This is a genomic window from Ehrlichia minasensis, assembly GCF_004181775.1.
Taxonomy (GTDB): domain Bacteria; phylum Pseudomonadota; class Alphaproteobacteria; order Rickettsiales; family Anaplasmataceae; genus Ehrlichia; species Ehrlichia minasensis.
The window spans coordinates 46024-72471 of sequence record NZ_QOHL01000002.1 but is presented as its reverse complement, the minus strand read 5'-3'; the positions used below and the strand labels follow the sequence as shown (position 1 = coordinate 72471).

At 26.5% G+C, this 26448-nt stretch carries 22 protein-coding genes, 1 tRNA gene and 1 pseudogene; 11 read left to right on the top strand and 13 right to left on the bottom strand.

All coding sequences use genetic code 11. The features are described 5' to 3' along the window. Positions 1–63: 63 nt before the first annotated feature. The 4 genes from hemF to yihA all read right to left on the bottom strand — a co-directional run bounded on the left by hemF (position 64) and on the right by yihA (position 4125). Positions 64–912 carry an oxygen-dependent coproporphyrinogen oxidase gene (hemF, locus tag DRF75_RS00985; RefSeq protein WP_129992510.1) on the bottom strand — a complete coding sequence of 283 codons (849 nt, stop codon included), beginning with the start codon at positions 910–912 and terminating at the stop codon, positions 64–66. A 212-nt stretch (positions 913–1124) separates the two neighbouring features. Beyond that, positions 1125–2267: a porin gene (locus DRF75_RS00980; protein WP_240729874.1), complete on the bottom strand. Its 1143-nt coding sequence runs from the start codon at positions 2265–2267 to the stop codon at positions 1125–1127. Positions 2268–2579: 312 nt separating this feature from the next. Next, positions 2580–3551, bottom strand: coding sequence for an acetylglutamate kinase (gene argB / locus DRF75_RS00975; RefSeq protein WP_045171559.1), 972 nt, complete (start codon positions 3549–3551; stop codon positions 2580–2582). Next, positions 3523–4125: a ribosome biogenesis GTP-binding protein YihA/YsxC gene (gene yihA / locus DRF75_RS00970; protein ID WP_045171558.1), complete on the bottom strand. Its 603-nt coding sequence runs from the start codon at positions 4123–4125 to the stop codon at positions 3523–3525. The genes argB and yihA overlap by 29 nt, the downstream gene beginning before the upstream one ends. A gap of 166 nt (positions 4126–4291) precedes the next feature. Here yihA and prfA point away from each other — a divergent pair, with 166 nt between their 5' ends. Both prfA and DRF75_RS05185 read left to right on the top strand, forming a co-directional pair. Then, the gene (gene prfA / locus DRF75_RS00965; RefSeq protein ID WP_045171557.1) at positions 4292–5371 is read left to right on the top strand and encodes a peptide chain release factor 1; all 1080 of its coding nucleotides are present in this window, start codon (positions 4292–4294) and stop codon (positions 5369–5371) included. 74 nt (positions 5372–5445) lie between these two features. Then, complete coding sequence (locus DRF75_RS05185) at positions 5446–5577, top strand: hypothetical protein (protein ID WP_276318944.1); 132 nt, start codon at positions 5446–5448, stop codon at positions 5575–5577. 77 nt (positions 5578–5654) lie between these two features. Here DRF75_RS05185 and DRF75_RS00960 read toward each other — a convergent pair. Beyond that, a pseudogene (locus tag DRF75_RS00960) lies at positions 5655–5864 on the bottom strand (peptide chain release factor-like protein); the annotation flags it as partial. Between the two features lie 384 nt (positions 5865–6248). Continuing rightward, positions 6249–6383 (bottom strand): hypothetical protein, encoded by a 135-nt coding sequence (locus tag DRF75_RS05180; RefSeq protein ID WP_276318943.1) that lies wholly within the window; start codon positions 6381–6383, stop codon positions 6249–6251. Positions 6384–7214: 831 nt separating this feature from the next. Here DRF75_RS05180 and DRF75_RS00955 point away from each other — a divergent pair. After that, positions 7215–7820 (top strand): hypothetical protein, encoded by a 606-nt coding sequence (locus DRF75_RS00955; RefSeq protein ID WP_045171556.1) that lies wholly within the window; start codon positions 7215–7217, stop codon positions 7818–7820. 352 nt (positions 7821–8172) lie between these two features. On the opposite strand, the gene DRF75_RS00950 is transcribed toward DRF75_RS00955, so the two are convergent. From DRF75_RS00950 to DRF75_RS05175, 6 genes are all read right to left on the bottom strand, one after another. Then, a complete protein-coding gene (locus DRF75_RS00950) occupies positions 8173–9702 on the bottom strand; it encodes an acyl-CoA carboxylase subunit beta (RefSeq protein WP_045171555.1) in 1530 nt (509 codons plus the stop codon). A gap of 458 nt (positions 9703–10160) precedes the next feature. Beyond that, entirely contained in the window at positions 10161–10349 is a 189-nt protein-coding gene (locus tag DRF75_RS00945; protein WP_129992508.1) for a hypothetical protein, read from the bottom strand. A 244-nt stretch (positions 10350–10593) separates the two neighbouring features. After that, complete coding sequence (locus DRF75_RS00940; protein ID WP_129992507.1) at positions 10594–11178, bottom strand: hypothetical protein; 585 nt, start codon at positions 11176–11178, stop codon at positions 10594–10596. Between the two features lie 140 nt (positions 11179–11318). Beyond that, on the bottom strand, positions 11319–11918 hold the full coding sequence (locus DRF75_RS00935; protein WP_129992506.1) for a hypothetical protein: 600 nt from the start codon (positions 11916–11918) through the stop codon (positions 11319–11321). A gap of 1709 nt (positions 11919–13627) precedes the next feature. After that, the gene (locus DRF75_RS00930) at positions 13628–14260 is read right to left on the bottom strand and encodes a hypothetical protein (protein WP_129992505.1); all 633 of its coding nucleotides are present in this window, start codon (positions 14258–14260) and stop codon (positions 13628–13630) included. A gap of 1528 nt (positions 14261–15788) precedes the next feature. Next, complete coding sequence (locus DRF75_RS05175; protein WP_276318942.1) at positions 15789–15911, bottom strand: hypothetical protein; 123 nt, start codon at positions 15909–15911, stop codon at positions 15789–15791. 27 nt (positions 15912–15938) lie between these two features. Between DRF75_RS05175 and DRF75_RS00925 the strand changes: the two genes are divergently transcribed. The 8 genes from DRF75_RS00925 to DRF75_RS00890 all read left to right on the top strand — a co-directional run bounded on the left by DRF75_RS00925 (position 15939) and on the right by DRF75_RS00890 (position 25029). After that, positions 15939–16009: transfer RNA gene (locus tag DRF75_RS00925), tRNA-Thr, on the top strand. Between the two features lie 336 nt (positions 16010–16345). Continuing rightward, the gene (gene gltX, locus DRF75_RS00920) at positions 16346–17755 is read left to right on the top strand and encodes a glutamate--tRNA ligase (protein ID WP_129992504.1); all 1410 of its coding nucleotides are present in this window, start codon (positions 16346–16348) and stop codon (positions 17753–17755) included. A 468-nt stretch (positions 17756–18223) separates the two neighbouring features. Then, positions 18224–19432 (top strand): DUF3023 domain-containing protein, encoded by a 1209-nt coding sequence (locus DRF75_RS00915; protein ID WP_129992503.1) that lies wholly within the window; start codon positions 18224–18226, stop codon positions 19430–19432. Between the two features lie 226 nt (positions 19433–19658). Further along, entirely contained in the window at positions 19659–20276 is a 618-nt protein-coding gene (locus tag DRF75_RS00910) for a DUF3023 domain-containing protein (protein ID WP_045171546.1), read from the top strand. Positions 20277–20379: 103 nt separating this feature from the next. Continuing rightward, the gene (locus DRF75_RS00905; protein ID WP_045171545.1) at positions 20380–21144 is read left to right on the top strand and encodes a DUF3023 domain-containing protein; all 765 of its coding nucleotides are present in this window, start codon (positions 20380–20382) and stop codon (positions 21142–21144) included. 301 nt (positions 21145–21445) lie between these two features. Further along, complete coding sequence (locus tag DRF75_RS00900) at positions 21446–22177, top strand: DUF3023 domain-containing protein (protein ID WP_129992502.1); 732 nt, start codon at positions 21446–21448, stop codon at positions 22175–22177. A 235-nt stretch (positions 22178–22412) separates the two neighbouring features. Next, positions 22413–23156 (top strand): DUF3023 domain-containing protein, encoded by a 744-nt coding sequence (locus DRF75_RS00895; protein WP_160249043.1) that lies wholly within the window; start codon positions 22413–22415, stop codon positions 23154–23156. A gap of 760 nt (positions 23157–23916) precedes the next feature. After that, positions 23917–25029, top strand: a complete 1113-nt coding sequence (locus tag DRF75_RS00890) for a DUF3023 domain-containing protein (protein WP_129992501.1) — start codon at positions 23917–23919, stop codon at positions 25027–25029. A gap of 874 nt (positions 25030–25903) precedes the next feature. On the opposite strand, the gene nuoE is transcribed toward DRF75_RS00890, so the two are convergent. After that, on the bottom strand, positions 25904–26446 hold the full coding sequence (gene nuoE, locus DRF75_RS00885; RefSeq protein ID WP_045171542.1) for an NADH-quinone oxidoreductase subunit NuoE: 543 nt from the start codon (positions 26444–26446) through the stop codon (positions 25904–25906). Positions 26447–26448 lie beyond the last annotated feature (2 nt).

Genomic DNA, 26448 nt, shown 5'->3' with positions numbered 1-26448 from the left:
GAAAGATTAAATAAAGTATAAATAAAGATAAATTACAGAACGATAGAGCAATACATATATAAGTTACTTCCATTTTACTACAGGAGGCATAGACATCATTATTGCATCAGGGTTTCCATTTGTTAATAAACCAAATTTAGTACCTCTATCATAAATTAAGTTAAATTCTACATATCTTCCACGTTTAATTAACTGATATTCACGTTCTTCTGCAGTCCATTGTTTATTCAAATTTCTGCTTATAATAATTGGGTATACATCTAACAAAAATTTACCTACTGCTTGAGTATATTGAAAATCATTTTCCCAATTTCCTGAATTTATGTTATCATAAAATATTCCACCTATACCTCGTGGTTCTTGCCTATGATGTAAAAAAAAGTACTCATCACATTGTTGTTTAAATTTATTATAATACTGTTTGTTATGTTGATCACAAATTTTACGTAAATTATCATGAAAAAGCTCTTGATCTTCTGTATTTTTATATGTAGGAGTTAAATCTACTCCACCGCCAAACCAGCTTTTGTCTGACATACAAATAAATCTTGTATTCATATGTATAGCTGGTACAAATGGAGAACACATATGTGCAACAACAGAAATTCCACTTGCCCAAAATTTTTTTTCTGAAGAGGAATTGAAGATCTCAGAATTATTTAATACATGAGATAATTCATGTGTTTTTGTAATATCCCCATATACTTCTGAAACATTTATTCCAGCTTTTTCAAAAACTTTACCATATATTATTATCGAGTACCCTCCCCCACCTCCTGGTCTTTCCCAGTTTTTATGATCTACTTTCGGAGAATAAGAAGAAAACTCTTTTTCTATTGATACAAATTTAGAGAGAAGCTGATTTTGTAATGTTGTAAACCAATTAACTGCTTTTTTCTGTTTTTCTTCCATATTAAAATTTTAGAACATAAATATAATGCTAATTAATTTAAGGAAACGCATTAAAAAAATTGATAACACTTCAACTATATATTTAATAAGCATTAACTTAAAGCACTGTAATTAGTTATCATACTGTTAATTTATTGTCAAAATTTTATTAGAAAATCAGTCATACCAATTATTTAGTGAAGCCATAAAAAGGCTTCACTATTTATATTTGTTTAAAAACTCAATTTTGCTCCTATTAAAGTTAGATATCCTGAGTTATTGCTAAGTGTTGGTCTATCAACGGTAAAATAAATAATATCAGCATAAAAAGACAATCTATCATCTAAGACTTTTTCTAATCCCAATGTGTAGACTGAAAATGAATGATTATCTTCTTGTTTATTATCTGCACTGTTCTTTTTACTACTATAAAAATAGTTTGCACTTACGTTAAATATATTAGTCTCAAATTTTATACCTAAATCATAAAAGTGACTATTGATTACCTTAAATTTCTTAGTGTTGTTACTACTATCACCATTTGTCTTCGGAATAGATATTGTAATTTCTTCTTTCCCAGATTTACCTAAATTTCCGTATGAACCTGCAAACGTGAAATTTTTATATCTTACTGAAATACCAGCACTATAAGCTAATAAATCATTAAATTTTGCATCACTTGAAGAAAGTGCTTTTACAGCATGCTCAACTGTTCCTGATATTGAATAATTAATATCAGAAAACAAATTATTTTCATACTTGACACCTATATCAAAAATATTTCTGTAACCAACATCACCATTTTTATCTTTTAAAATATAGCTACAACCAATTTCTAACCCTTTGATTTTTGGCGAATAATAACTTATCACTGGAACAGAGAACCCATAATAAGCACTATAGATACTTGGTTCAGCTAAAATTGTATCATCTACATTATATCCATATGGAAATTTAGTATCATTCTTTAAGCTTACATATTGTGAAAAATTGCCATTACTACCTATAGATGAAGTTTTCATGCTTTGAGCAACAGGAGTAGTTAATCCAATCTGTATATTTCCGGCATAAGGAGATTTTAAAAAAATATACGCACTACTAGTGTTACTGTTTATATCTAATATATTTTTATTTAAACTACCAGTGGTATCATCTGCACCATTAGTCATAAAATTTGTGCCTAATCTTACATGTGATCCAATAGTCACATAATCATTTATATCGTATGAATATGTTAGATTAGGATTTGCACTAATTGACATTCTTGAAAAATCCTTACTATTAATACCATATTGTAATTTTAAGCTACCATTTACTGATAAATTGTCTGCCATAGCTTGATTAATTAGTAAAGCAAAGCAACTTATAGCAGACATATATAATATTTTATTACACACCGACTTACCTTAAAAAAACAAAACATTTTTTTAAGTTAGCATTTACTATTAAAATAATCAAGAATTCAATAAAAAAAAAGATATATAAGATTAAGTATGAAATATTAAGAAAAACGTATTTACTTTAATAAATTATTAGAGAAAACGCAAAATTATTGCGATATGTCATTAATAACCTTAAAATAACACATTAATGTAAATGTCAGATCTAAGTACATGTACTTTTAAGTTAATGATATTTCAGAATATTATTTCATGTAAAGTAAAAATTTAGATAAATCTGATAAATTTTTATATATCATTATTTAACACCATAGTGCCAGTTCCATGTACAGTAAATAATTCTAACAATAATACATGTGGTACTCTACCATCTATGATATGGGCAGACCCATAACCTTCTTTTACTACCTTAATACAAGTTTGTAATTTTGGAATCATTCCTGAATTTGCAACACCTTGTTTAATTAGATTTTCTGCATCACCTATTGATATTTCAGATAATAAATTACCGTTAGCATCAGTTACTCCAGGAACATTTGTTAAAATAATTAATTTAGCTGCTGCAAGAGCATTTGCAAGAGCACCAGCGACTAAATCAGCATTAACATTATATGTAATATTATTCTCACCACTACATACAGGTGCTATTATTGGAATGAAATCAGATTCCTCAATAAAAAATAATAAATCTGTATTAACTTCATGAGGCTCTCCAACAAAACCCATATCTAGTATTTTTTCTACATTATTTGATTGATTCTCTTTATAGGTATAGCAAATTTTTTTTGCTTCTATCAAATTAGCATCTTTACCACATAATCCAATAGCATTACCACCAGCTTTATTGATAAGTTGTGTAATATCTTTGTTTACCAACCCACATAGTACCATTTCTACAACTTCTAAAGTTTCAGCATCAGTTACTCTTAGGCCATTAATGAATGTACTTTTTTTATTAATCTTTTCTAAAAAACTATTTATCTTGCTTCCTCCACCATGTACTACTATTGGATTAATTCCAAGCTGTTTTAGTAAAACAATGTCATGAGCAAAACTTTCTGCTAATTTTCTATCTGTCATAGCAGCTCCACCATACTTAATAACAAATGTTTCACCAGAAAATTGTTGTATGTAAGGTAAACATTCTGATAAAACTTTTGCTGTATTAAACCATTCAGCATTTCCTCCAAATTGCTCAATGCTTGGTTCAACATCTTCCTTATTATTATTATTATTTTTTAATACATTGTGCAATTTCATAAATTAACTCCTCTATTCCTTGTTTACATTTGCTGCTAGCACTGATAACTGGATATATAACAAAACCCAGATTAAGATTTTTAATGTAATTTATGTTAACATCAAGAATTTCTTTACTTACTCTATCAATTTTTGTTAATACTAATTGATAATATATATGATTTAATTCAAGCCAATTGATAAAATCTAGATCTATTTCTTTAAATCCAACTTTAACATCTATAAGTAGTATAACTTTTAATAAATTTTTACTGTTTAATAAATAGTATTCCATAAGAAAAAGATAGTTGTTAATAGTGGTTTTATTTGCTTTGGAATATCCATAACCTGGTAGATCAACTAATACCATAAAATTTTTATTAATTAAGTAAAAATTTATTTGTTTTGTGCACCCTGGTCTGGAAGATGTCTTGGCATTTTTTTTATTATTTGTAATTGCATTAATTAAGCTAGACTTTCCCACATTTGATCTACCAGCAATTGCGATTTCTGGTATTGAAAAGTCAGGAAATGATTTTACATGAGTTGCACCTATAATAAATTCACATTTTGACATTATTGCTTTTAACTTCATCAGTTTAAGTAATTAATTATAAAGAATATTAAATTATATAAAGTATTGTTAAATACTATCACATATAAAAATTTAAAGAAAAAAATTTTACAATTAATATTACAAATGGTATTATAAAAGAATAGTAGAAGTTGAAGGATTATTAATATTGAGTGGTAACAAAGCTATGAGCTTTGATAGTAATTTAGAGGAGTTATATCAAAAATTTTGTAAATTAAAAAGTATATTGGAAGACACAAGTCAACTAAGTGTGGATTCATTTGTTGCAGCTTCGAAAGAGTACTCAGAGCTATTACCTGTGATATCAGTAATAGATCAGTATAATAATCTACAAAAAGATATTGCAGATTTAGAAGAATTAATGAATAATCCAGAAACTGACCACGAATTAAAAAGTTTAGCTAAGGAAGAATTCTACGAAAGGCAAAAGCAGTTGCCTAAAATCAAGAATAAATTGAAGTTATCTCTTATTCCAAAAGATAAAGATGATGCTCGTAATGCTATTTTGGAAATTAGAGCAGGTACAGGAGGAGAAGAGGCTGCACTATTTGTTACTGATTTATATAGGATGTATACAAAGTATGCTGAACAAAAAAATTGGAAACTTGAACAGATTAATTCATCTTCAACTGGTATAGGTGGACATAAGGAGGTTTCTTTATGTATAAGCGGATCTAATGTTTTTGCAAGATTGAAGTTTGAATCTGGTGTACATAGAGTGCAAAGAGTACCAGAAACTGAAGCTTCTGGAAGGCTTCATACTTCAGCTGCTACAGTAGCAGTGCTACCAGAAATTGAAGAAGTAGATTTAAAAATAGATGAGAAAGATCTAAGAATAGATGTATATAGATCAAGTGGCCCAGGTGGGCAATCTGTAAACACAACTGATAGTGCTGTGCGTATTACACACATACCAAGTGGAATTGTTGTTATACAACAAGATGAAAAATCTCAACACAAAAATAAAAATAAAGCTCTTAAAGTCTTAAGAGCAAGGTTATATAATCTTGAAAAACAAAAAAGAGACTCAGAAATCTCACAAATGAGAAAAAGTCAAATAGGATCAGGCGATCGTTCTGAACGTATAAGGACTTATAACTTTCCTCAATCTAGAATTACAGATCATAGAATAAATCTTACATTATACAGGTTGGAGGATATTATGAAAGAAGGAAATTTGGATGAGTTTATAGACGCATTAATAGCTGAAGATGAAGCTAACAAACTAAAAAATTTACATCTTTAGTTAGTGTGTTTATAATATCATTATTCTAAATACTTTAAATATACATTAAGATGTATATACTATATAATTAGTAAATGATAAAGCTGGATACAATCATTGGATTGTGTCGTAAAGATGCTAGTTCAACAGCAGCAAAAAAGTTTACTATACCTACAGAGAGAATTAGTCAAATCAAGATATTTTTTAGATTTTTTATCATAATGTAAATAGTACAACACCAAATTGAAATTCACATAAAACTATATAGTTTTCCTACACAAACTTAAAATCTCTTAATACCCTGCCCTTCTTTTATAATACACTCCAACCTGCATAATGTAAGATTTATTCTATGATCTGTAATTCTAGATTAAGGAAAGTTATAAGTCCTTATACGTTCAGAACAATCCCCCAACCCTATTTTACTTTTCCTAATTTGTGATATTTCTGAATCTCTTTTTTACTTGTCTAGATTATATAATATTGCTTTCAATGCTTTAATAGCTTTACTTTTTGTAAATTATCATACTTATTTATTACTGATATTACGGAGATAACTCTGAATATTCCTTAGAAAATAGAATAAATTAATCTACACTTAATTGACTTGTGTCCTCTAATATGCTTTTCAATTTATAGAACTTTTGGTATAACTCCTTTAAATTACTGCCAAAGTTTATAGCTTTATTGTCACTTAATATTAACGATCCTTGAACTTCTACTATTTTTAATAGTACTATTTGTAACATTAATCTTTTTTAAAATTTTACACTTTTGAAATAATAAACCCATTGAAAACAAATGAATACTTTTCATAGTGTTTTCATAATTGGATATAACATCATGTGCATAGAACAATATTTGTGGAAAATAATTTACTGTAAAAAATATATACTTTTTAATCAATACCTCCATACACTAAAGGACAAATACCATAAATTAGCTTAACAATGTATGGCAATATTGTTAGAATTACGTCTATACGAAACAATATACCATGCAAAATAACTGTTGATATAACAAATAATACCATATTAAAACCACAGGCTATAATCACCATAAAATTGTGTATACGGTTCTATATAAAATTATATTGACACTATTAATATATATTGTGCTCAAAAGAATTTTTAAATATGATTATTATCCTTAGCAAGTAATAAAGGAATCCATAAAAAAGCATTAAATATCTACACAATGGTTTCTACAAAGGTGTCACATACCACAAAAACTTGCTAGAAATACTACATGTAGTAATCCCAACGTTATATAGATGTTTTTTTAACAATAATATGCAACTTGATTCTTTGAAAAAGAGTCAGCATTTCCACAAAACAGGTATATCAGGTATTACATACATCAAACTTATAAGCATTCCTAAAGCAATAATTATAGGAAATACTTTTATACTAAAATTATTTATTAAAAAGCAACACTTCTACTGTAATTTGCCAACAATATAGGAATAGGTAATCTATTATTAAATTTTTATTTACTTACACTAATGCACTTTTTTAATTACAAAATAACGTTATGAGAAACTAAATATATAAATTTTTTATATATTAGTTTTATTTTCAGTTATTAATTAATCTAAATTGACATCTAATGCGTTAAATTATTAAACACATTACTCATAACATTCCTAACACATATCCAATGATAATGAATTTAAATTGTATCACGAGCTATGGTGCTAATTAATTGATAATAACAATTATATTAAATTAAGTAGCATATTAAATAGATAACTGTAGGTAATATAATTTAAAAAAAAGTTAAGTTTTTATTATAAAAAAGTATAGATTTTATTGTTTTCTTTATATAAGATATAAAGATATTAATAACAGGATACTTATATACGATGCAACTATTACTTTTAGTAGATAACAATGATAGAGCTTTTTTGTCTGACATAAATTTGTATAAAAATGAACAAGGAAAATTTATACCACGTAATCAATGTATCAAGCTAAAAGATACACAAGGTAGAGAAATATCATTATTAAGTCATATTGATAACAGCGATTTATATGGTGCTATCTTTACTAAATTTACTGTTGTTAGTAGTTCAAGATTTATCAATGAAACTGTTATATTACGTGGTACTAACAAACATGGTCAGGATGTCTTCTTGGGGTTATTATTAGATAAATATGAGTTTAGGAGTTTCCTGGATAAAGAAGATGAACTTTGTCTTTTTATAAGTGATTTAGATGAAATTTGCATTTTCTTAAACAACAACAATTATCTCGGCTCAGGACTAATTAATGAACGTAGTGATAAACAATTGTTTATTGATTTAAAGAATAATATGGTAAAACTCAAACCCAAAATGAATCATAAAGAAAAGTTTTGTACTAGTTTTAGATTTTTTAATAAAGATAATATTATGGTTAACAGCATTATTATTCCAGTTGAATTATCTAATATTGGTGCCACAAACACGACAACAGTGACATTGAAATAATTTTTTACAATATAATTCAATTAGGTATCACAATCTGACAAGTATTAGATCAATTATTTTACAATTCACAATAGCGAAAATCAACCCAAAATTATATTGCATGTGCTAAAGTTAAGTTTAACAAATAGATTTATCTTCAATAAATTATATATTTTATAGTATTGGTGAAAACTTACAGAAAAAATAAGAAATTCTTTAGTATCACAATATGCTACACTAGAAATCTTTACCGATTATATATCAAGTCATTAGTACTAGAAGGAAATGTAAACAAGAATGTTAATTGCAATAGTGAGTAATGCTACTGTCATTGAAAAATTGTATAATAAAAAAATATAAACATGAATAAAATTTATAAAGGCAAGTTATCGTGCTTACGCATAATTCTGTTAATTTTCTTTTTTTCTAACAATTGTAAAGATTTGAATAGATATTCTCTAGTACGTGACGGTACAATAATATCATCTATATATCCTCTAGAAGCTGCTACGTAAGGATTGACTATTTTAGTTCTATATTCATCTACAATATTTTGTATTTTTTCTTTGTCTGTTTCATTCCTAAATATTATTTCAACTGCTCCTTCAGCTCCCATAACTGCAATTTCAGCATCTGGCCACGCATAATTGATATCACCACATAAATGCTTGGAGTTCATTACTATATATGCTCCTCCATATGCTTTACGTACTATTATGCTAATTTTTGGTACAGTAGCTTCCGCATATGCATATAGTAATTTTGCGCCATGTGCTATAATTCCAGAATGTTCTTGATTTACACCAGGCATAAACCCTGGAACATCTATAAAAGTTATAATTGGAATGTTAAAAGCATCGCAGAAGCGTATAAACCTAGCTCCTTTTCTTGCAGCGTCAATATCTAAACATCCAGCTAAATGTAATGGTTGGTTTGCTATTAATCCTACTTTGTATCCTCCTATCTTACCAAATCCTACAATAATATTACGTGCAAAATCTGGCTTTATCTCGTAAAATAGCCTTTCATCGCATACTTTTTCTAATAGTTCATTCATATTATATGGTGTAGAACTATTTTTAGGTATTAATGTATTTAAAGATAAATCTTCTGTATCTAAACACGATGCTAGCTGAGATTTTGATAATTCTGTATTATTAGATGTAATAAAATCCATAAATTTACGAACATATAGCAATGCTTCAATTTCATCATTGAATACCAAGTCTGCAATGCCAGTTTTATTGGAATGTACTTTTGCTCCACCAAGATCTTCTTGACTAACATTTTCGTATGTAACTTTTTTAATTACATCTGGCCCTGTTACAAACATATAAGAAGTATTGCGTACCATGAAAATAAAATCAGTTAATGCAGGAGAATAAACTGCACCACCCGCACAAGGCCCCATAATTATAGATATTTGTGGAACAACACCAGATAAATTTACATTACGTTGAAAAATTTCTCCATAACCAGCTAATGAGTCCACTCCTTCTTGTATTCTTGCCCCTCCAGAATCATTAATACCAATTATAGGAAGTCCTAGTGACGCAGCTTTATCCATAATATTACATATCTTTTTAGCATTTAATTCACTTAACGATCCTCCAAAAACAGTGAAATCTTGAGAATAAACGCATACTTTTCTTCCATTAATTGTTCCATACCCAACAACTACACCATCACCAGGTATTTTAGATTTATCCATAGAAAAATTTACAGATCTATGTTCTATAAATGTTCCATATTCTTCAAAAGAATTATCATCTAGTAAAACTGTTAATCTTTCTCTTGCCGTTAATTTACCTTTAAGATGTTGCTTTTCTATTCTAGATACTCCACCACCATAGAATGCTTTTAATTTTCTATCGTGTAAATCTTGCAATTCTGAAAAATTCATAATATTTAAAAAGATGAGTACATTAGAATATTATTATCACATTTTATAATAATATGTAAATTTTTTATAGAAGTACTCCAACACAATCTATTTTAAAGCATTTATTACTTAGCAGTTTATATTCTTAAATTTTACAATTTAGATCATCAATTATTTTAATGTTACTCTTGTTAATCCAGTAGAACCTGTGATAGAGATTTCACATGATATAAGCACATTATTTAATAACAAATGCTACCATTCCCATTGAAAAAGCTAAAAGATGTTACATATTATTTATTCTTACTCGCTTTAGTATAAGGTCTACTAAATTGCCCTTCATATCACAAAATAACTGTTTATCACTACGTTCATAAGTTGATTCTCCATCAATGCAATTGTTATCATACATGAAAAAACAAGATGTATCATTAAAGATAAGAACACTGCCATACTAGTCTTAACAACACCGTGTAGAATTAACTATTTGTTTTCAAATTTCTACTACCAATCACAGTAAAATTGCTAAAGATAAAATTGTATATATATGTATCAAAAGCAACACATGCATCGATTTCTTCATTAATTTCTTTTACAAATTCTCTAAGCAATGGATCACATACAACAAATTTACCGTCTATGTTGTCATATAAAGATACATCAGACAAAAACAATCTCCCATTTTTATTCATTAAAAGTAATAGTTGTTTCATAATAATGTATAAATACAACTGATATTGCTATAAGCATAAACCAAGCAAAGTTATTGTTATACAATGAAATGAAAAATCTTAATAAGAAGACATAATACACTTTTTAAAAAACTTCACAATTCATTGCTATTTTTATAGTAGCAGTTTTGCAAGAAATTGAAAACAGATGAGTAAAATTTATGATATAAGTACCTACTAATTACTTTAATGTCACAATTTTTCTTCCTGAATGTGCAGTCAATACTTCACAAAGACATAGCACAGTATCAACAATTCTACCTTCTTTGTTAAAGAATTTAAAAGGTACAACTTCTGATTTTGGATTAGGTTTGCTTGGTGTAATATCTTTTAGAGTTGCTTTTACATCGGCAAATAACTGTTTATTACTACGACCATGAGTTGCGCCTTTAGCAAGACAATTGTTCTCATCAATGAAAAAACACGGTGTACTCTCTTTACGCATCATAAATGAATCAAATTCACCTTTAGCTAATGAGAGAGATAAATGCACTTCTTCACCATGCACATTATTACCACGTAATATTACAACCTCATTATGCAATTTATTGCTATTAATAAAAACAGCATTACTAAAACATGTACCTAATAAGACAAATTGATGCATATAAGGATCAGTTATTGGTGATGGCGCAACACCAATATCTTTTAACATTGCTCTAACAGATTCATCTCGTGGAATAAACCTACCATCCATACTATCACATAAGGACCTGTCATACAAAAAAAGTCTATTATTTCTGTCACAAAAAAGCAATAACTGCATAAAACATAACCAAATTAACTAACATCTTATAAATTATAATATAAAAATTAAACAAAATTTACAACATTTATATATAAACATGTTGCAATTTGCTGACATAGAAATTACTTACACAATACTTAAAAGTATAACAATTTGTATTATTTTAGAGCCATTCTTCCTAACCCTGTAGGACTTACACTAACTAATTCAGGTAAAACGATTATTGCATCAAATATAGTATCATTTTCATTAACAAAGTTAAAGCGTACACCTACCATTTCCTTATTAACCTTAGGCTTCAGTTTTGTGATACTTGATTTCAAACTACAGAATATTTCCTTGATTGTACGTCCTTCAGTTTTTCCTGAACTAACATAATGATAATCACTTACTACAAAATAAGGATTACCATCTGTATCTAATCCTTTCTTTGTAAAATCTTTAAATAGAAATTTATCTACTAATAAACTTAAATGTACATCCTCACCTTTTAAGTTAGAACCAATATTTATGACAACTTCATTCATAAACTTTACACTATTAACAAAAGCACAACTTGTAAAAGTAGCACCAACAATATTGGGATCGTAAGCAGGACTTGCTGCTGCTGCTTCTTCCTCATTACTCAAATTAATACATTTTACTATGTTTTTCATATTTTCGTCACGCGGAACAAATACTCCATCTACATAGTCGCATGAAGATTTATCAACCAAAATAAGTTCATCATCTTTACTAATTAAAAGCAATAACTGCATAACTCTGTAACCACAATAGTATATATTTTATAATTTTACATAAAAAAACTAGTGAAGTCTATAATCTACATAATATGATATAAGTTTTTAATAGGAATTTACTTCACAAAACATGTGAATATTCTTCAATCTCTTTATATGCAATTATGAGATTTCATAAAATCTACAGTCTTTGTGATTACATGTTGTAGTATAAGTTAATATAGTTATAGTGTTAAATACTTTCACAAGAAATTAAAATCCGTATATCATCTTATTTTAAGCTATAAAATAATTTTTTATTGATATTACCATTTTATATATTGTTATTAAATTAAAATATATATCTCAAGTTAGTATTTATTATAAAAGTTTGTTATATATCTATTGTCATACAAATTAGGCGTATATACCGATTATATACCTTAATCTAAAGTAATGAACTTCAAAAATTAAAATATCAGCAAAATAATATTACTGTGTACAGAAACATTTCTTATCTAAAGCTTAAATAATGTAAATAATTTATTTTTCTATTGCTATTGTTAACACTAAATGCTCATTCTAAATTTTTACTGATAATCACTGAAGGTCGTATAGTACTGTATATTCTTCCTTAGCTATACATAAGATACGATAAAGATGTAATTACATCATCATATAAATTACTAAAAATAAAGATACTTTTCTATTCTTTTTACTTTGCTATTTCAACTTTACAAAGTTTATAAATGATGTTGTTATATGCTAGTTATATTAATAAAAAAGATATACTTAACTCATATTCGATAAATATCAACTCAAATATTTTACAAATGAAAGATTAGATATGTAATATAAATTACTACATTTTAAGATGATTTATAACTATTATATTGCTGTCACATATGATGTTTTTTCGTTAGATCACTTAACTTTTATTAGAATGTGCAACTGCGCTAATTTATAACATGATCTAATTCATTAGAATTGTAATGTTATATTATCAGATAGAATTAAAAAAAAATCTTACATGTAAAATATAATTCTCACGCATTTAATATTTTACATAAAGCTAGCACTAAAAATAAGTATTAGAACATTGGATTTGTACATCACTCTTTTTTATAATATATCATATATGCATAATAGATAATGTAATTTTGTAAGATAAAAATTATTTAGAAAAACTGATATTCAATAAATATATGTTTCTTGTGATAAAGCAATTCTAACCTAGATAGATTTTTTATTATTTAATATATTAATGTTTAGATACTATTAAACCTATCCTTCTATAACCTTGTATAATCAGATAATAAACTAAATATACTGCCTTATAAATCGATACATAGTCTTACTGCTTATTATCTGTTAGTTTTATAATTGCATTAAAAAACATTACACCATATTAATTAATAAAGTGACCAATTATGATTTACAACAAATGTTATTTAACTAGGAATGTGATGCATATTTACAAGCATGACTTTTTTAAATTTATATTATGTTTTGATCTATTATTATCATCATATCAAAAATAATAAACATTTATTCATTACTGTAATCACGTAAGTTGATTTAATGATATTTTTTCCTATTATGACCATTATACTACACAATCTTTATACTTGCTGTTTTAACAATGCATCTTTAAAAATTCGTATTAACTGATTATAGAACATTATACATCACATATATAGTACTTTGTTTTTTTACTATTTCTTATGAAATTGCTTGTTAATGCAGCATTACATTCTTAAGTTTTCAGCATCCCTTTCTAATATTGCTAACTCGTTAGATTCCATAAAACTTGAAGGAAAACCTCGCTGTTGTAAATCATATTCATTAATTGAAATTGCAGTACGATAATACACATTACCATGATTATCAAGAAAATTATAAAAATTAATGTTACCAATGAATTTTTCGTGAGGATTAGTGGGTATAGTACCTTTTATATATTTATAAAATACTTCCACAGTATTTGACATTTTAAACTTTATAACAGGATTTGGGTGATCGAAACTTTCACAGTGCATTGTACTTACAATATTTCTAGTATCATGATAACTACTAGAATGTATTACTGAATCAATTGAAAATTTGCAGCCTTCAAATATATCACTCATAGTTACCATCTTACTAAACGAAGTAACTAAAACTACATGGCAATTTCTATGCATACCATATAAAAATAAATAATTATGATTTGAGAATACACTTTCAACAATATGAAAATCATCAAATCTAGTACCAATAATTTTATCGAAATCAATTTGGCTATTAGTAAAATCATAATCTAAATTACCATTAAAATTATTGTCACATTTATAATACACATTTAGTGATTCATAAGATACACAGTGCTCTGTAGGCACCATACAGTATTCCCCTGTTTTTAATTTTAATAATGTTAAATTCATAATTTTTTATTATTAATATTTATTAACAATAATAATAAATAATAATTAATTAGTAAATTTATTTTTTAATAAATAAAAAATACACATTATCATAATAATTTACGAGCTATTTTTTGATAGAGAAAGACTGATCACCTAATAACTCAGAATTAGCATTAACTAAAATAAGATGTGACATAATATTATGCATATTTTAATGTAAGCACTATTTGAAACCAATAGCACAGTATTATCTTTTGTTAATATACTGCTTTCTAACATACTAAAATTATTTATTGCTGTAATACCACTGTCATTTTGCACCAGGTGATATCTTGGTAACAGTAGTACTAATTTCAATTTGTCTTTCAGTATTTCTGTTACAAAGATAATTCGTTATTGCTCTAACAGAACGCTCTTTTTTTTCGTATACTACTATAAGATTTTTTATAATTTCTATTCATCTTTATAACTTATCTTTTACATTATGGCATAACATTAACATAATGTACTTTTTTCGGTAACTAACAAGAGTACTTTCCTTTAAAAAAGAATCTACGTGCGATACCTCAATACCATTTGTTAATTGACTATCGTGCTATACTAACCTATGGTCTTGATAATGTAATTTTTTTTATCAAAGAACTTATAAAAAAAAGATCCATGAATACCACTTTTACGCATAAGATTTAACATTCTGCCCTTTATATAATAATCAAATATTGAAATAGATTAATCATTTCATCAACTTAATAGCTGAGTCATCAAGAATTTTGTATCTTCTCATTTGTGTATCAAACTTCCTATCATGAGAAGTAGCATAGCAAGTATAAACTATCACCTATCTAAGAATTTAAAACCATTAAGCATATTATTCATAGTCATATCTTCACCAATTTGAACAGCTATAGAGAATCTATGATCTTGAGAATACACAACTGCATCATCGTAACTCGTTAATGTGTTTCAAACGACACTAATATCACTAAATTTACTATTGACTAATATATTAAGTATATTACTAATATTTGCAAAGCAAACGTTTATATATTTGTTAACATTATGTAATAATATATTGACATAATAATTAAAATATTAAGAGAATTAATAAACAAATCTATTTTCTAATAATTTTAATAAAAAATTAATAGTAAAAATAATATAAGACATTACCTGTAAATCTAAAAATACTTAAAAACAGATTTACGAGTATTTACATACAACAAACAAAAAAACAATTTTTCATTGACTAAAAGCACAAAGAAGTATTTTGTCAACTTAATTCATATATGCCTAATGATATAATGCTACACTAATAATTAAAAACATCACTACTCCTTCTAATTATTTTCAGGTTTTACAGTTAATACCATCACATGGTTTATAAGATATGAGATACATAAGTATTGTTAATAAAAAACCAAATATTACATTTAGCTGAATGTTTAGATGCTTTAAGAGATAGATTCTTATGATTTTATGATACTTTTAACATTACAAATTGTTGCTATTTAGTTTCAGTAGCTCTAATTTGACGTTGTTTATGCTTTCTACGAAGTAAATTAGCTTTTAATGCATTAGCTAAAGCTTTCTTTTTAACTATGCCTTTATTTTTTTTTGACTTATTCATAATAAAAAATAAAATGTAAACAATCAAGCCGTTATAGCTTAGTGGAAAAGCACATCATTGGTAATGATGCGACCTAAGTTCGATTCTTAGTAACGGCACATATATCTTAAGGATATATTTTTTCATGAAATTGTAAACATATAAAATAACGTATGTAATGGCGTTACATATGTATGTAACATTACACTCACCTACAATAAAACATAATACAATTCTGTATTATACAATAATATTATAAACTAGCAATGCAATACACAATCGGACATTTTTTAGTTAGATTACAGAAGTTAAATACCAAATATTCAAAAGTATACCATTAACACATTATATGTTGTATGTATTAACTATCTGTAATGCTATACCTTGTATAATTACTTTACAAAAAAACTGAAATATTAAACAATTCTAATTTTTACAATATTTTACTATTTTTTATGTCATACAATGTAATAACTCGATTTGCCCCCTCCCCAACCGGACATTTACACTTAGGAGGAGCAAGAACTGCTTTATTTAATTGGTTATACGCTAAGCATAATAATGGAAAATTTTTATTACGCATTGAAGATACTGACAAAAAAAGATCATCTAAAGAACTTATAGATTCTATTATTGAAGCAATGTCTTGGTTGAAAATTCATTATGATGGAAAAGTAGTATTACAATCTGAAAACATATCTAGGCACGTTGAAATTGCAAATCAATTAATATTAAATAATAAAGCATATTATTGCTACTGCTCTGAAGAAGAAATAAATAAAGAAAAAGAAGAGTATATCAAAAAAGGTTTATATTATAAACATAATTGCATATGGAAAAATAAAAGTCCACATAATAGTAACACTACTAGAGTTATTAGACTAAAGAGCCCTATAGATGGTATAACATCATTTGATGATGAAGTATATGGTAATATTACAGTTAACAATTCACAATTAGATGACATGATTCTATTACGTTCAGATAATACTCCTACTTATCTTTTATCAGTAGTTGTTGATGATCATGACATGAACATTACTCATATTATTAGAGGAACAGATCACTTAACAAATACAGCACGTCAATTATTGATATACAGTGCATTAGAATGGGATCCACCTAAATTTGCTCACATTCCATTGATACATGATGAAAATGGAAATAAATTATCTAAAAGGCATCAAGCAATTGCTATACATGAATATAAAAATTCAGGTATATTACCAGAAGCTATATTCAATTATTTACTCAGAATGGGATGGAGTCATGGAAATGATGAAGTTATTACTATAGATCAGGCAATAAAATGGTTTTCTATTCAAGACATTGGACAGTCTCCATCAAGATTAGATAACAAAAAACTGGAATTCTTAAACAATCATTACATCAATATCACTGATGATGCAACAATTCTAAATATAATAATTCCAATTATAGAGGAAAAAACAGGATATATAATAACTGATTTAAAAAAAGGTCATTTATTAAAAGGATTAAATGAGCTAAAGAAAAGGACAAAAAACTTAGTAAATTTAGCAAAAGAATCCCTATTTTATGTTGAAGATACTCCAATTTCAATTGATCAAGAATCAATTACTATTATAAAAGATTATAAACATATATTTTCTATTTTACATGATAACCTATCTAAAATTTCAGAAAAAGACTGGAATCACAATATATTAACGTCAATTATTAAAAATATATCACACAATTTAGAAGTAAAAACTAGCATTATTTATCACTGTTTACGTGCATCTATTACAGGAAGAATGAATGCTCCTAGTATTATTGAAATCATGATTAACCTTCAACGTAAAGAATGTCTACAACGCATCAAGTATGCATTGGATGTAATATAATTTTTTCACTGTAAAATAAAATAATAGTAAGTTATTAGGGTTATATAATAAAGTAGTTTAATTCATCATGATAAAATAAGTATAATTTTGAAAATTTTTATTCAATAATTATAAAAAAATCTATTGATTTTTACTGATTAAATCTGTGTTACTATTGGAACCTTATAATTCAAGAGAAATTTTTATAAGGTAGTATATTCCAAGAAAGCTTCTTTAATTTAAGTAATAAATCATAATCAACTAACAAGCCTATATTAAAGAATATACTGCGTAACACAACAATACTAAAGTCATGTGTAACTGAAACTTCAGTATATTAATTATTGTATTTGATAATTTCTATTAAATTAAAAATATTATTTCAGGATTGATGGAATTATTTTTATGATAAATATTTGTTTAAGTTTACAATATCATAATTACTAATATAATATTTATGTTTTATGGTTTTGTTAATGGTTATGTAAAATGTGGTCCGTATTAAAACAAAAAATTCTAGGATCTGGTGAAGGTTTTGATGAAAATCAAGAAAAACGTAAAGAAGAAGTTAATAAAGAATTACTAGAGAAAAGCAGAAAGATACCGTTAAAAGAAGAGGCACATTCAGAAACAGAAACTGCACAATCACAAGAATCCAGTACACAAGAAACTCCTCAAATACAAGAAGAAGAGAAGATAGAACACCATGATGAAGATCAAGAAACAAGTAAAGTGGTAACTAGTAAAGAATTATTAGAAAAGAAAGAAGCAAAATATACAGAAACTACACAATCACAAAAGATACAAGAACTCAGTGCAGAAGAAATTTCTCAAGGACAAAAAGAACAACCTATACAATCTCCCCCTAAAGCAAAACAAACAGAACTTTACGAAAAAGCAGGAGCACGACCAAAGACAAGGTCAGGAGTACTAGGAAAAAAAATAGAAAAAAAAAGTAAGAAGCAACTAACAAAATGTGAAATAGAAGAAAAGAAAAAAGCAGAAATTAGAGAAGAAAAACAAGAAGAGGAAAAACTAAAAGAGGCACTAAGTAAACTTAAAGGTAGACCTCTTTCATGTGTCGAAAGCATATTGTCTCATTATGATGAAGAAGAAAGGAGAAATTATCAAGAATTAGCTAACATGGTACAAATAATAAAGCCTAATGATATTACAGTAAAAAGTACAAAATGTATAGGTAATACTGATGAAGAAAGTGGAAAAATGCATATTTCATGTAACAGAAGTAAATCGTGTAAAGTAGCGGTAAAAGGAAATTCGTTATTTATAGTAAACTGTAGATTATCAAACAAATATTTATCAGAAAATACAAGAGTAAATGATGCTTTTCCACCAAAAGATTCAACACAAAGAAAACGTAAAGCTATTGTCTACTGTTTTGTAGCTTGTAATGATACTGATAAGTTCTTAGAAACTTGTTCTACTACTTTATTATCATCACGTTTTTCACATACACAGTGTCCTTTTAATTTTTGTAAGGTCAAATATGTACATTTCTATACAAAACATCAAAACAATAAGAATCTAGATTTATCAGATGAAAAAAAAGTATTAGAAAATTTTGGAGGTTTAACAAATGTAGAGTTTATAGATAGTAGACCATCACCAAGCTCAAGCTTATCTTCTTCACCAAGTATTAGCGGATCTTCTTCTTCTCACTCGTCTTCACCTACTTAATCAAGCAGCTCAGGAATCATTATATTCAGACTTTAAAAGTTCACTTGCAAGCAAATTTATTGAATGCAGCATCGCGCGTCATAAGTTTATAATCCTTAGCAACTAATGTAGTCTGTTTGACAAGTAATATAGAGAAATCTGTGCAACTTACTAACTAATGTTTAATAAAATAATAGTTTTATCATAATATGATAAGAATTGTATTTTTATATAAAACAAAAAGCATATGCTTAACCTGCATCAAGGAGAATTAATTTTAGCTAATAAAACATTATGTAAGAAGCTAGATATTGTCTCTAATATTAAAATTGATAAAAACTTATGTTGCATAGGTAACACTAAAGAGAGTACTGGTAAATTACAAGTACATGTTGGTAATAAAATGAGTAATAAGACACAAATTCAACCAAAAGGTGATTCTCTATTCTTATTAAAAGTCAGGTTTCTATCTGGCTTAGTAAAAAATGATAGTCATTTACTCTCAATTTATAACTTATCAAATAAGGAACAAACAGAGCGTTCTATTCCTGCTTATTTATACCTTCTAGTAAAAGAAAATCGCATTGAAGAATTTTGTGCATTAAAAGAAAAGATACAAAATCAAGAACAAAAATACATCAGCTATCTTATTAAATATGGCAACGTAGTATTTGCCAATTTAACTATAGAAAGCAATCCTCAAAGTCAATACAATGAACATCTTGCTTTACAAAACATTGCACAATTAAGTGCAGACTTTATTGTAGAACAAGAGTCAAAAGCTAAACTATCAATACCTAATTCAAGAATGAGAATAGGTAAATTAGATACTATAGAAGAAGAAAATAGTAATTTATTAACTTAATATGACTATAAAAAATAACTTATTTGAATAATCAGAGATACATTTTTATTTTTTATCAAATAATTGATATACAAGAATTCACCAGAACAACTTTGTATTATATATGCTTGTACCACAAGAAGTAATAGCTTCTAATAACTTATTATGTGAGTATGTGAAATACACCACTATAAATGTAAAAAGTGCTACTTGTATAGGTAATACATGCATCACCAGCAATAAATTAAAAATACATATTTCAAAAGACAGTAACCTACAACCAATAGTTCAACCACATGGTAAGTCTTTGTTTTTATTGAAAGTGATAATACCACCTAGCATAGTAAAAAGTGATCCATACTTAAGAAATATTTATACAACATTACCAGAATCACTAAATGCTAGTGTATATTGCTTAGTAGATACTTTACATATGCAAAGTTTTACTAATGAAATATATGATCCTGTACAAAAAAAAGTACCAAAATTTGTTGATAATATTTTTAAATATGCAGAAGTTATATTTACACAATTAGAAATAGATTCACATTTTAAGCTTAATGAACATGAAATATTACACAGCATGTTACCAGATGCTGAGTTTATTATCTATGAAACAGAAGAAAAAAATTCTTGTTGTTCCTGCTGTACATCCTTTAGTTCAAAACAGAACATTATCAGAGCACAATCACAAGCAAATTTACTGCAAGAAGAAGAACAAGCTATATTACCAAAGCCGGAAGATGATATTATTAATACACCAGTTTCATCAACGGATTCATCTTCATCAACAGATTCGTCAACTGAACATAGTAGCATTTCATCATTGTTATCACTTGTAAACCTAGCAATAGGAGGTATTAATAGTTTTCAATATAATAGTAAATGAAGTATATATTTTTTATTATTAATGCTAATACTAAAATTAGTTAATTATTTTTTATTATTAATTTAAAATACAAGAATATTAAAATTTTTATTGCAATATTATTAATTTTTATTTATTATTTAATTAAGATAAATTAATTATTAAACATTTATTATGCAGCAAAGTGTAAATATTCCAAAAGTAGTAAATGATCACTTGTGTATAAAAGGAGACAATTTTTCTTTTATTTATAGGGAATGTTATTGTATAGGTAATACGCCAGAAAACAGCAATACATTAGAAATACACATTTTAAAAACTTATATATAGTAATAAAAAAATCATACCAAATGGAAATTCACTGTTTTCATTGAATGCAAGCTACCCTTTAACAACAATAATGCAATTAAGAAAGCTTAATTTCATAAAACTCTCACAAAATGAGTTAGAAAAAGGTAATATAAGTGCGAAACTTTATATTTTTGTAAAAAAAAATAAGCTTGAGCAATTTGTTGAAGATGTATTAAATAATGATAAACCTGGTGCTGTTATAGTACCATCTGAATATGGTAGTATTATATATACAATGTTATATATCGATAATTTTGTAAAATATTTTAATGAAGAGATTGCTTTAACCAATTTCTCACGGATAGCTTCTGCACCTGAAAATTATCCTGAATTCAGAATCATACATAAACAACATAGCATTGTTTCTAAACTATTACATAATATGAAATGTACTTCACAAAATAATCTAATATCAGACGAAATTTCAACAATAGCTAGTACAAAAAATCCAAACACTATAATCAGAAACCCACACGAATATAAATCTGACAATGTTTCAACAACAATCAATACAAAAACTTCACTAAGTGTAATTAAAGAACAACAAGAATACAAACATCAAGAATACAAACATGATGATAATTTAAAAAGAAGTAAGTTAAAAACTTCAAGAAGATCAAGAAAAAGACATGTAGGAAGATTATTATTAGTCAGACCTAGTTTAGATACTATACAAGAAGAATCATCGGTAATAACATACTAAGTTTTTCATAAATATGATTCATATATTTTGTATTGTTATAAATACAAATCAGGCCTGTAAAATACTCTATTGATATAAATAAGTTATTAAAAATATTAATTAATCTTAGTACTAATTGTTCTAATAGTTAATTAATATTTATTTATATAAATATCATTCATAAGATTTATTTATATATCATAACTATTAATTAACATATGATTTCTCAGATACAATGCATTCAATGGTAAATCATATGCTTAACTTAAGTTTAGAAGACAGAGAACAGCACAATCGCACTTTATGTAAAAATATTAATAATATGGATTTTGTAGTACACAATTCTGCTTGTATTGGTTATACAGGAGAAAGTGGAAAATTAATAATATATCCTGACACTGATATAAAGTCAGACATTACACCTTCAGGACTGTCTATGTTCGTATTACAAGGTAGTATACAACAATCTTATGCATTAGACAATCCAATATTATCAGAAGGTAAAGAATTCTCTGATAAAATTAAAAGACTTACTGCTAACATAGAAGTATTTTGTTTAGTAGAAAAGAACCAATTAAAAAAATTTCACGAAAAAGTTAGTGATAAAACAAAGAATCAAACAAGTGTGATATTTACAAATATTTCCGATATTCTTAAACCTGTGTTAGTAAAGCCACAAGTATATGCTAATCAAGAAACTGCATTTAATATAGAAGATCAAATATTAAAAATTGCCAAATTAAACAACGTAGAATTCAGAAAATGTACACCAGCAGGCCCAGAAGAAGCAGCATCACGTTTGTATTTAAATGATAATATAGAGAAAGAAGAGCAAAGTAGTAATGATGAACTTGCATTATTAACAACAGCATGGCATCCTGAAACACCAACTAGTCAAAATGATAACGTTCCACAATCAGCATTATTAGAAAGCACTGTGGATGACTCAGCATCATCAACAAGTAAGTCAAGTTGTTGCTTTAAAACATGCAATCGCTAATTCCTATTATACAAAATATATTTTTTATAAAAAATAGATTATAAGATGAATGTTAATTTCGTTAGCTTATTGATTAAGTAATATCATCTATTTTTATATCATATAACATAGTATCTAAGTGATTATTTCATAAGAAATTTACACTACTTTAATACATTTATCACACTAGATTGATAAATCATATTATACACTTTTATAACATGACGTAGAAATTTGTCAGTATCTAAATCAACAAAAAATTAGTATAGCAAGTGATAAAATATTCACTACAACATACACGCAATAGAATTGTCAGTAAATTACATATGTCTTTGTTTTATTTTAAACCTGTGAAGATTACATACATATGCTTTATAGAGATGAAAAAACTAGATAATAAACCCTAACCAACTATATCATATTAGTAGTATTAGAATTATTAGTAAAAGTCAAAAAATATATTAAATACAGCTTATGCAAAATTTTATTTATATCAAATTTATTGTTATTATAACATAACAATATTTTATACATACATATAAAATTTATCAAAAAATACAGCACAGCACTAATAAAACATACAATATTTTTGTAATAATAATATTACAAAATCAAAAATACCACTATAAAATGCCTTTGAAAAAAATAAAAACTCCTAAATAAACCATTAATTATATATTAAAAATAACATCTATTATTGTCATTACAACACATAAAATCACAACAATTAGAATGTATATTATGTAAAATAATAACCTGTTATTTTTATGGTAAATTAACAATGTTATTAAATCTTAACATAGAAGACTGGAAGACTGCCAACGAAGATATTTTAAAAATTATTGATGATATTAATCCTCAAGTAATTAGTCATTGTTGTATTGGATATACATCAGAGAATAAAATCTTACAAGTACACCCAGGAGCTAATGAAGAGACTGATATTATTCCTTCAGGATTATCAATGTTTATATTAAAATGCTCTGTACCAAAAGACAAAGTATCAGATAATTTAATAATAAAGCAAAGTAATGCATATCTACCAGAAAATGATAACGAGTCTCATGTTGACATTAAAATATTTTGTTTAGTTCCTGAAGATCATCTAAAACCATTTGTACAAGTATCAAAGGCAGGTAGTAGTTATAACACAATAAAACAACACATATACAGTACTTTAATTGTAACACCAGAAAAATTTAAAGAAGAAGGTTATAAAATTGAATTAAAAGATCTTTTAAAGCAAGTTATACAGCCAAGTAAGTTCAAATGTTCAGATACATTACTTGCTGGTCCAGTTGCTGTACCATCTAGGCCGTGGAAAGAATATAATTACACTTTATGTAAAAAAAATATTGAATCTATTAATCCTAAAGTCACTAAGCATTATTGTATTGGTAATACACCAGGAGGTAATACTGAATTAAAAATATATACAGATGCTAATGTTAAATCAGGTATCAAGCCTGAAGGATTGTCTATGTTTATACTAGAAGCTAAAATACCAAAAGCACAGGTTCTCTCTGATCCAATACTTATGTTAAGCGACGCATACCTTCCAGAAAAAAAATCAAAAAGTTATGTTAAAGCAGAACTATACTGTCTAGTGAATAGCGAAAATTTGGACAAACTTCAGAAATTAGCAAATAAAGGTTCAGATTTAAACAGACTAAAACCATTCATTAATAATATTGTAATGTTAAAACCAAAAGCATACGCTGATCCAAATTATGAATTTGATACCATGGCTCACTTAAAAATAGTTATGCACTCATGTACAGAATACACTAGAACAGGGTCTTCCAGCAGTGAATCTGATATATCATCTCGGTTAGAATCTTTATCATTAAGTTTTGTAAGTGCTGAGACTACAGCACAAGCTTCTAAACATTAATTAATCTAAACATAGCAACTATGTTTAAAAATTAATATATTTACAAAATATTATCTAATTATATAATGTCTTTTAAACTTAATTAATTTAATAATAGATAACAATTTTATAAAATTATATGTAACAACTATCCTATTCTAAATTTTCTATAAAAATTAATAAAGCCTATTATATAGGAAATATCAATGATAATAACGCAAAACTATTAAAGTATATAATAGTAACAATTATATACAAAGAGTAAAAAATAAGTCTATCATCAGGAATTAAAGTAGAACAAAATATTATAATACTTAGATCACAAATTATACCTCTTACATCAATTTGTAGAAGATAATTTACCAAAAGATAAAAAAAGTACAAATCTTTACTATATGTTTTAGTCAATAAAAAAACAAAGTAGCAAAATTCAGAAGTAATGTACTAAACTCAACAAAACCAGTAACCAATAACAATGAACTATTTTCTCTTATATTATTCAAACACTACATAAAATGGATAAGGATTTACCAGAAATTGCAGATTAGATTCTGATGCCTATTTCATAACTTCATGGATCCACATAAATCATAATATAGCTTATAAAGTTACGTTTAATATTTCTTAACAATTTTATGAGCTTCCCTTATAATAAAAAACTTATCATACAACAAATATTTTTTTCAACTCATACATTATTGAATACATCTGTTTTCTAATGAAACAAATAAAAAACATTTATAGAAAGTTATATCGCACTTTAATGCAATACTTATTAAGCTTAAGATATAAAAATGCTTATATTACCTTCTCAATTAAGAAAACATTTGTTTAAAAATAGATGACTGATTCTATATATAAAAAGTAAAACACACTAAGAACAATTAGAACATACTTAAGACGTTATATTTTCTTTTTCCTGTATTTCCAATAGTATATCTTTCATTTTATCAGGAGTTAACTTTTCATAATAATCATCATTGATCTGCACAATAGGAGCATTAATGCAGGCACCTAAACATTCTACTTCTTTTAAAGTAAACAAATTATCACTTGTTGTCTCACCGACACCTATATTAAGCAATTCTTTGCATGACCTTAAAATATCATCACTACCACATAACCAACAAGGAGTTGTTCTACATACTTGTACTAAATATTTACCAGTAACAGATAAATTATACATAGAATAAAATTTTGCTACTTCATACACATGTATTAGCTGCATACCTAAAAAATCTGCTATATAATTTATAGCAGAAGATGGAATAAAACCACCACACTGTCTTTGTGCTATATGCAATAAAGCCATTACAGCACTAGATTTTCTATCTTGAGGATATTTATTAATTGTATCTTTTACCTGTTTTAAATTTTCCTTACTAAATTTAAATTCTCCAATATAAGTTGTATTACTATTTTTTTGTGTACTAGACATTA

Excerpts from the sequence above, each read along its gene's own strand:
- hemF (WP_129992510.1), bottom strand. The coding sequence starts at position 912 with ATGGAAGAAAAACAGAAAAAAGCAGTTAATTGGTTTACAACATTACAA.
- DRF75_RS00980 (WP_240729874.1), bottom strand. The coding sequence starts at position 2,267 with ATGTCTGCTATAAGTTGCTTTGCTTTACTAATTAATCAAGCTATGGCA.
- argB (WP_045171559.1), bottom strand. The coding sequence starts at position 3,551 with ATGAAATTGCACAATGTATTAAAAAATAATAATAATAATAAGGAAGAT.
- yihA (WP_045171558.1), bottom strand. The coding sequence starts at position 4,125 with ATGAAGTTAAAAGCAATAATGTCAAAATGTGAATTTATTATAGGTGCA.
- prfA (WP_045171557.1), top strand. The coding sequence starts at position 4,292 with ATGAGCTTTGATAGTAATTTAGAGGAGTTATATCAAAAATTTTGTAAA.
- DRF75_RS05185 (WP_276318944.1), top strand. The coding sequence starts at position 5,446 with ATGATAAAGCTGGATACAATCATTGGATTGTGTCGTAAAGATGCTAGT.
- DRF75_RS05180 (WP_276318943.1), bottom strand. The coding sequence starts at position 6,383 with ATGGTATTATTTGTTATATCAACAGTTATTTTGCATGGTATATTGTTT.
- DRF75_RS00955 (WP_045171556.1), top strand. The coding sequence starts at position 7,215 with ATGCAACTATTACTTTTAGTAGATAACAATGATAGAGCTTTTTTGTCT.
- DRF75_RS00950 (WP_045171555.1), bottom strand. The coding sequence starts at position 9,702 with ATGAATTTTTCAGAATTGCAAGATTTACACGATAGAAAATTAAAAGCA.
- DRF75_RS00940 (WP_129992507.1), bottom strand. The coding sequence starts at position 11,178 with ATGCAGTTATTGCTTTTTTGTGACAGAAATAATAGACTTTTTTTGTAT.
- DRF75_RS00935 (WP_129992506.1), bottom strand. The coding sequence starts at position 11,918 with ATGCAGTTATTGCTTTTAATTAGTAAAGATGATGAACTTATTTTGGTT.
- DRF75_RS00930 (WP_129992505.1), bottom strand. The coding sequence starts at position 14,260 with ATGGTGCCTACAGAGCACTGTGTATCTTATGAATCACTAAATGTGTAT.
- DRF75_RS05175 (WP_276318942.1), bottom strand. The coding sequence starts at position 15,911 with ATGAATAAGTCAAAAAAAAATAAAGGCATAGTTAAAAAGAAAGCTTTA.
- gltX (WP_129992504.1), top strand. The coding sequence starts at position 16,346 with ATGTCATACAATGTAATAACTCGATTTGCCCCCTCCCCAACCGGACAT.
- DRF75_RS00915 (WP_129992503.1), top strand. The coding sequence starts at position 18,224 with ATGTGGTCCGTATTAAAACAAAAAATTCTAGGATCTGGTGAAGGTTTT.
- DRF75_RS00910 (WP_045171546.1), top strand. The coding sequence starts at position 19,659 with ATGCTTAACCTGCATCAAGGAGAATTAATTTTAGCTAATAAAACATTA.
- DRF75_RS00905 (WP_045171545.1), top strand. The coding sequence starts at position 20,380 with ATGCTTGTACCACAAGAAGTAATAGCTTCTAATAACTTATTATGTGAG.
- DRF75_RS00895 (WP_160249043.1), top strand. The coding sequence starts at position 22,413 with ATGCTTAACTTAAGTTTAGAAGACAGAGAACAGCACAATCGCACTTTA.
- DRF75_RS00890 (WP_129992501.1), top strand. The coding sequence starts at position 23,917 with ATGTTATTAAATCTTAACATAGAAGACTGGAAGACTGCCAACGAAGAT.
- nuoE (WP_045171542.1), bottom strand. The coding sequence starts at position 26,446 with ATGTCTAGTACACAAAAAAATAGTAATACAACTTATATTGGAGAATTT.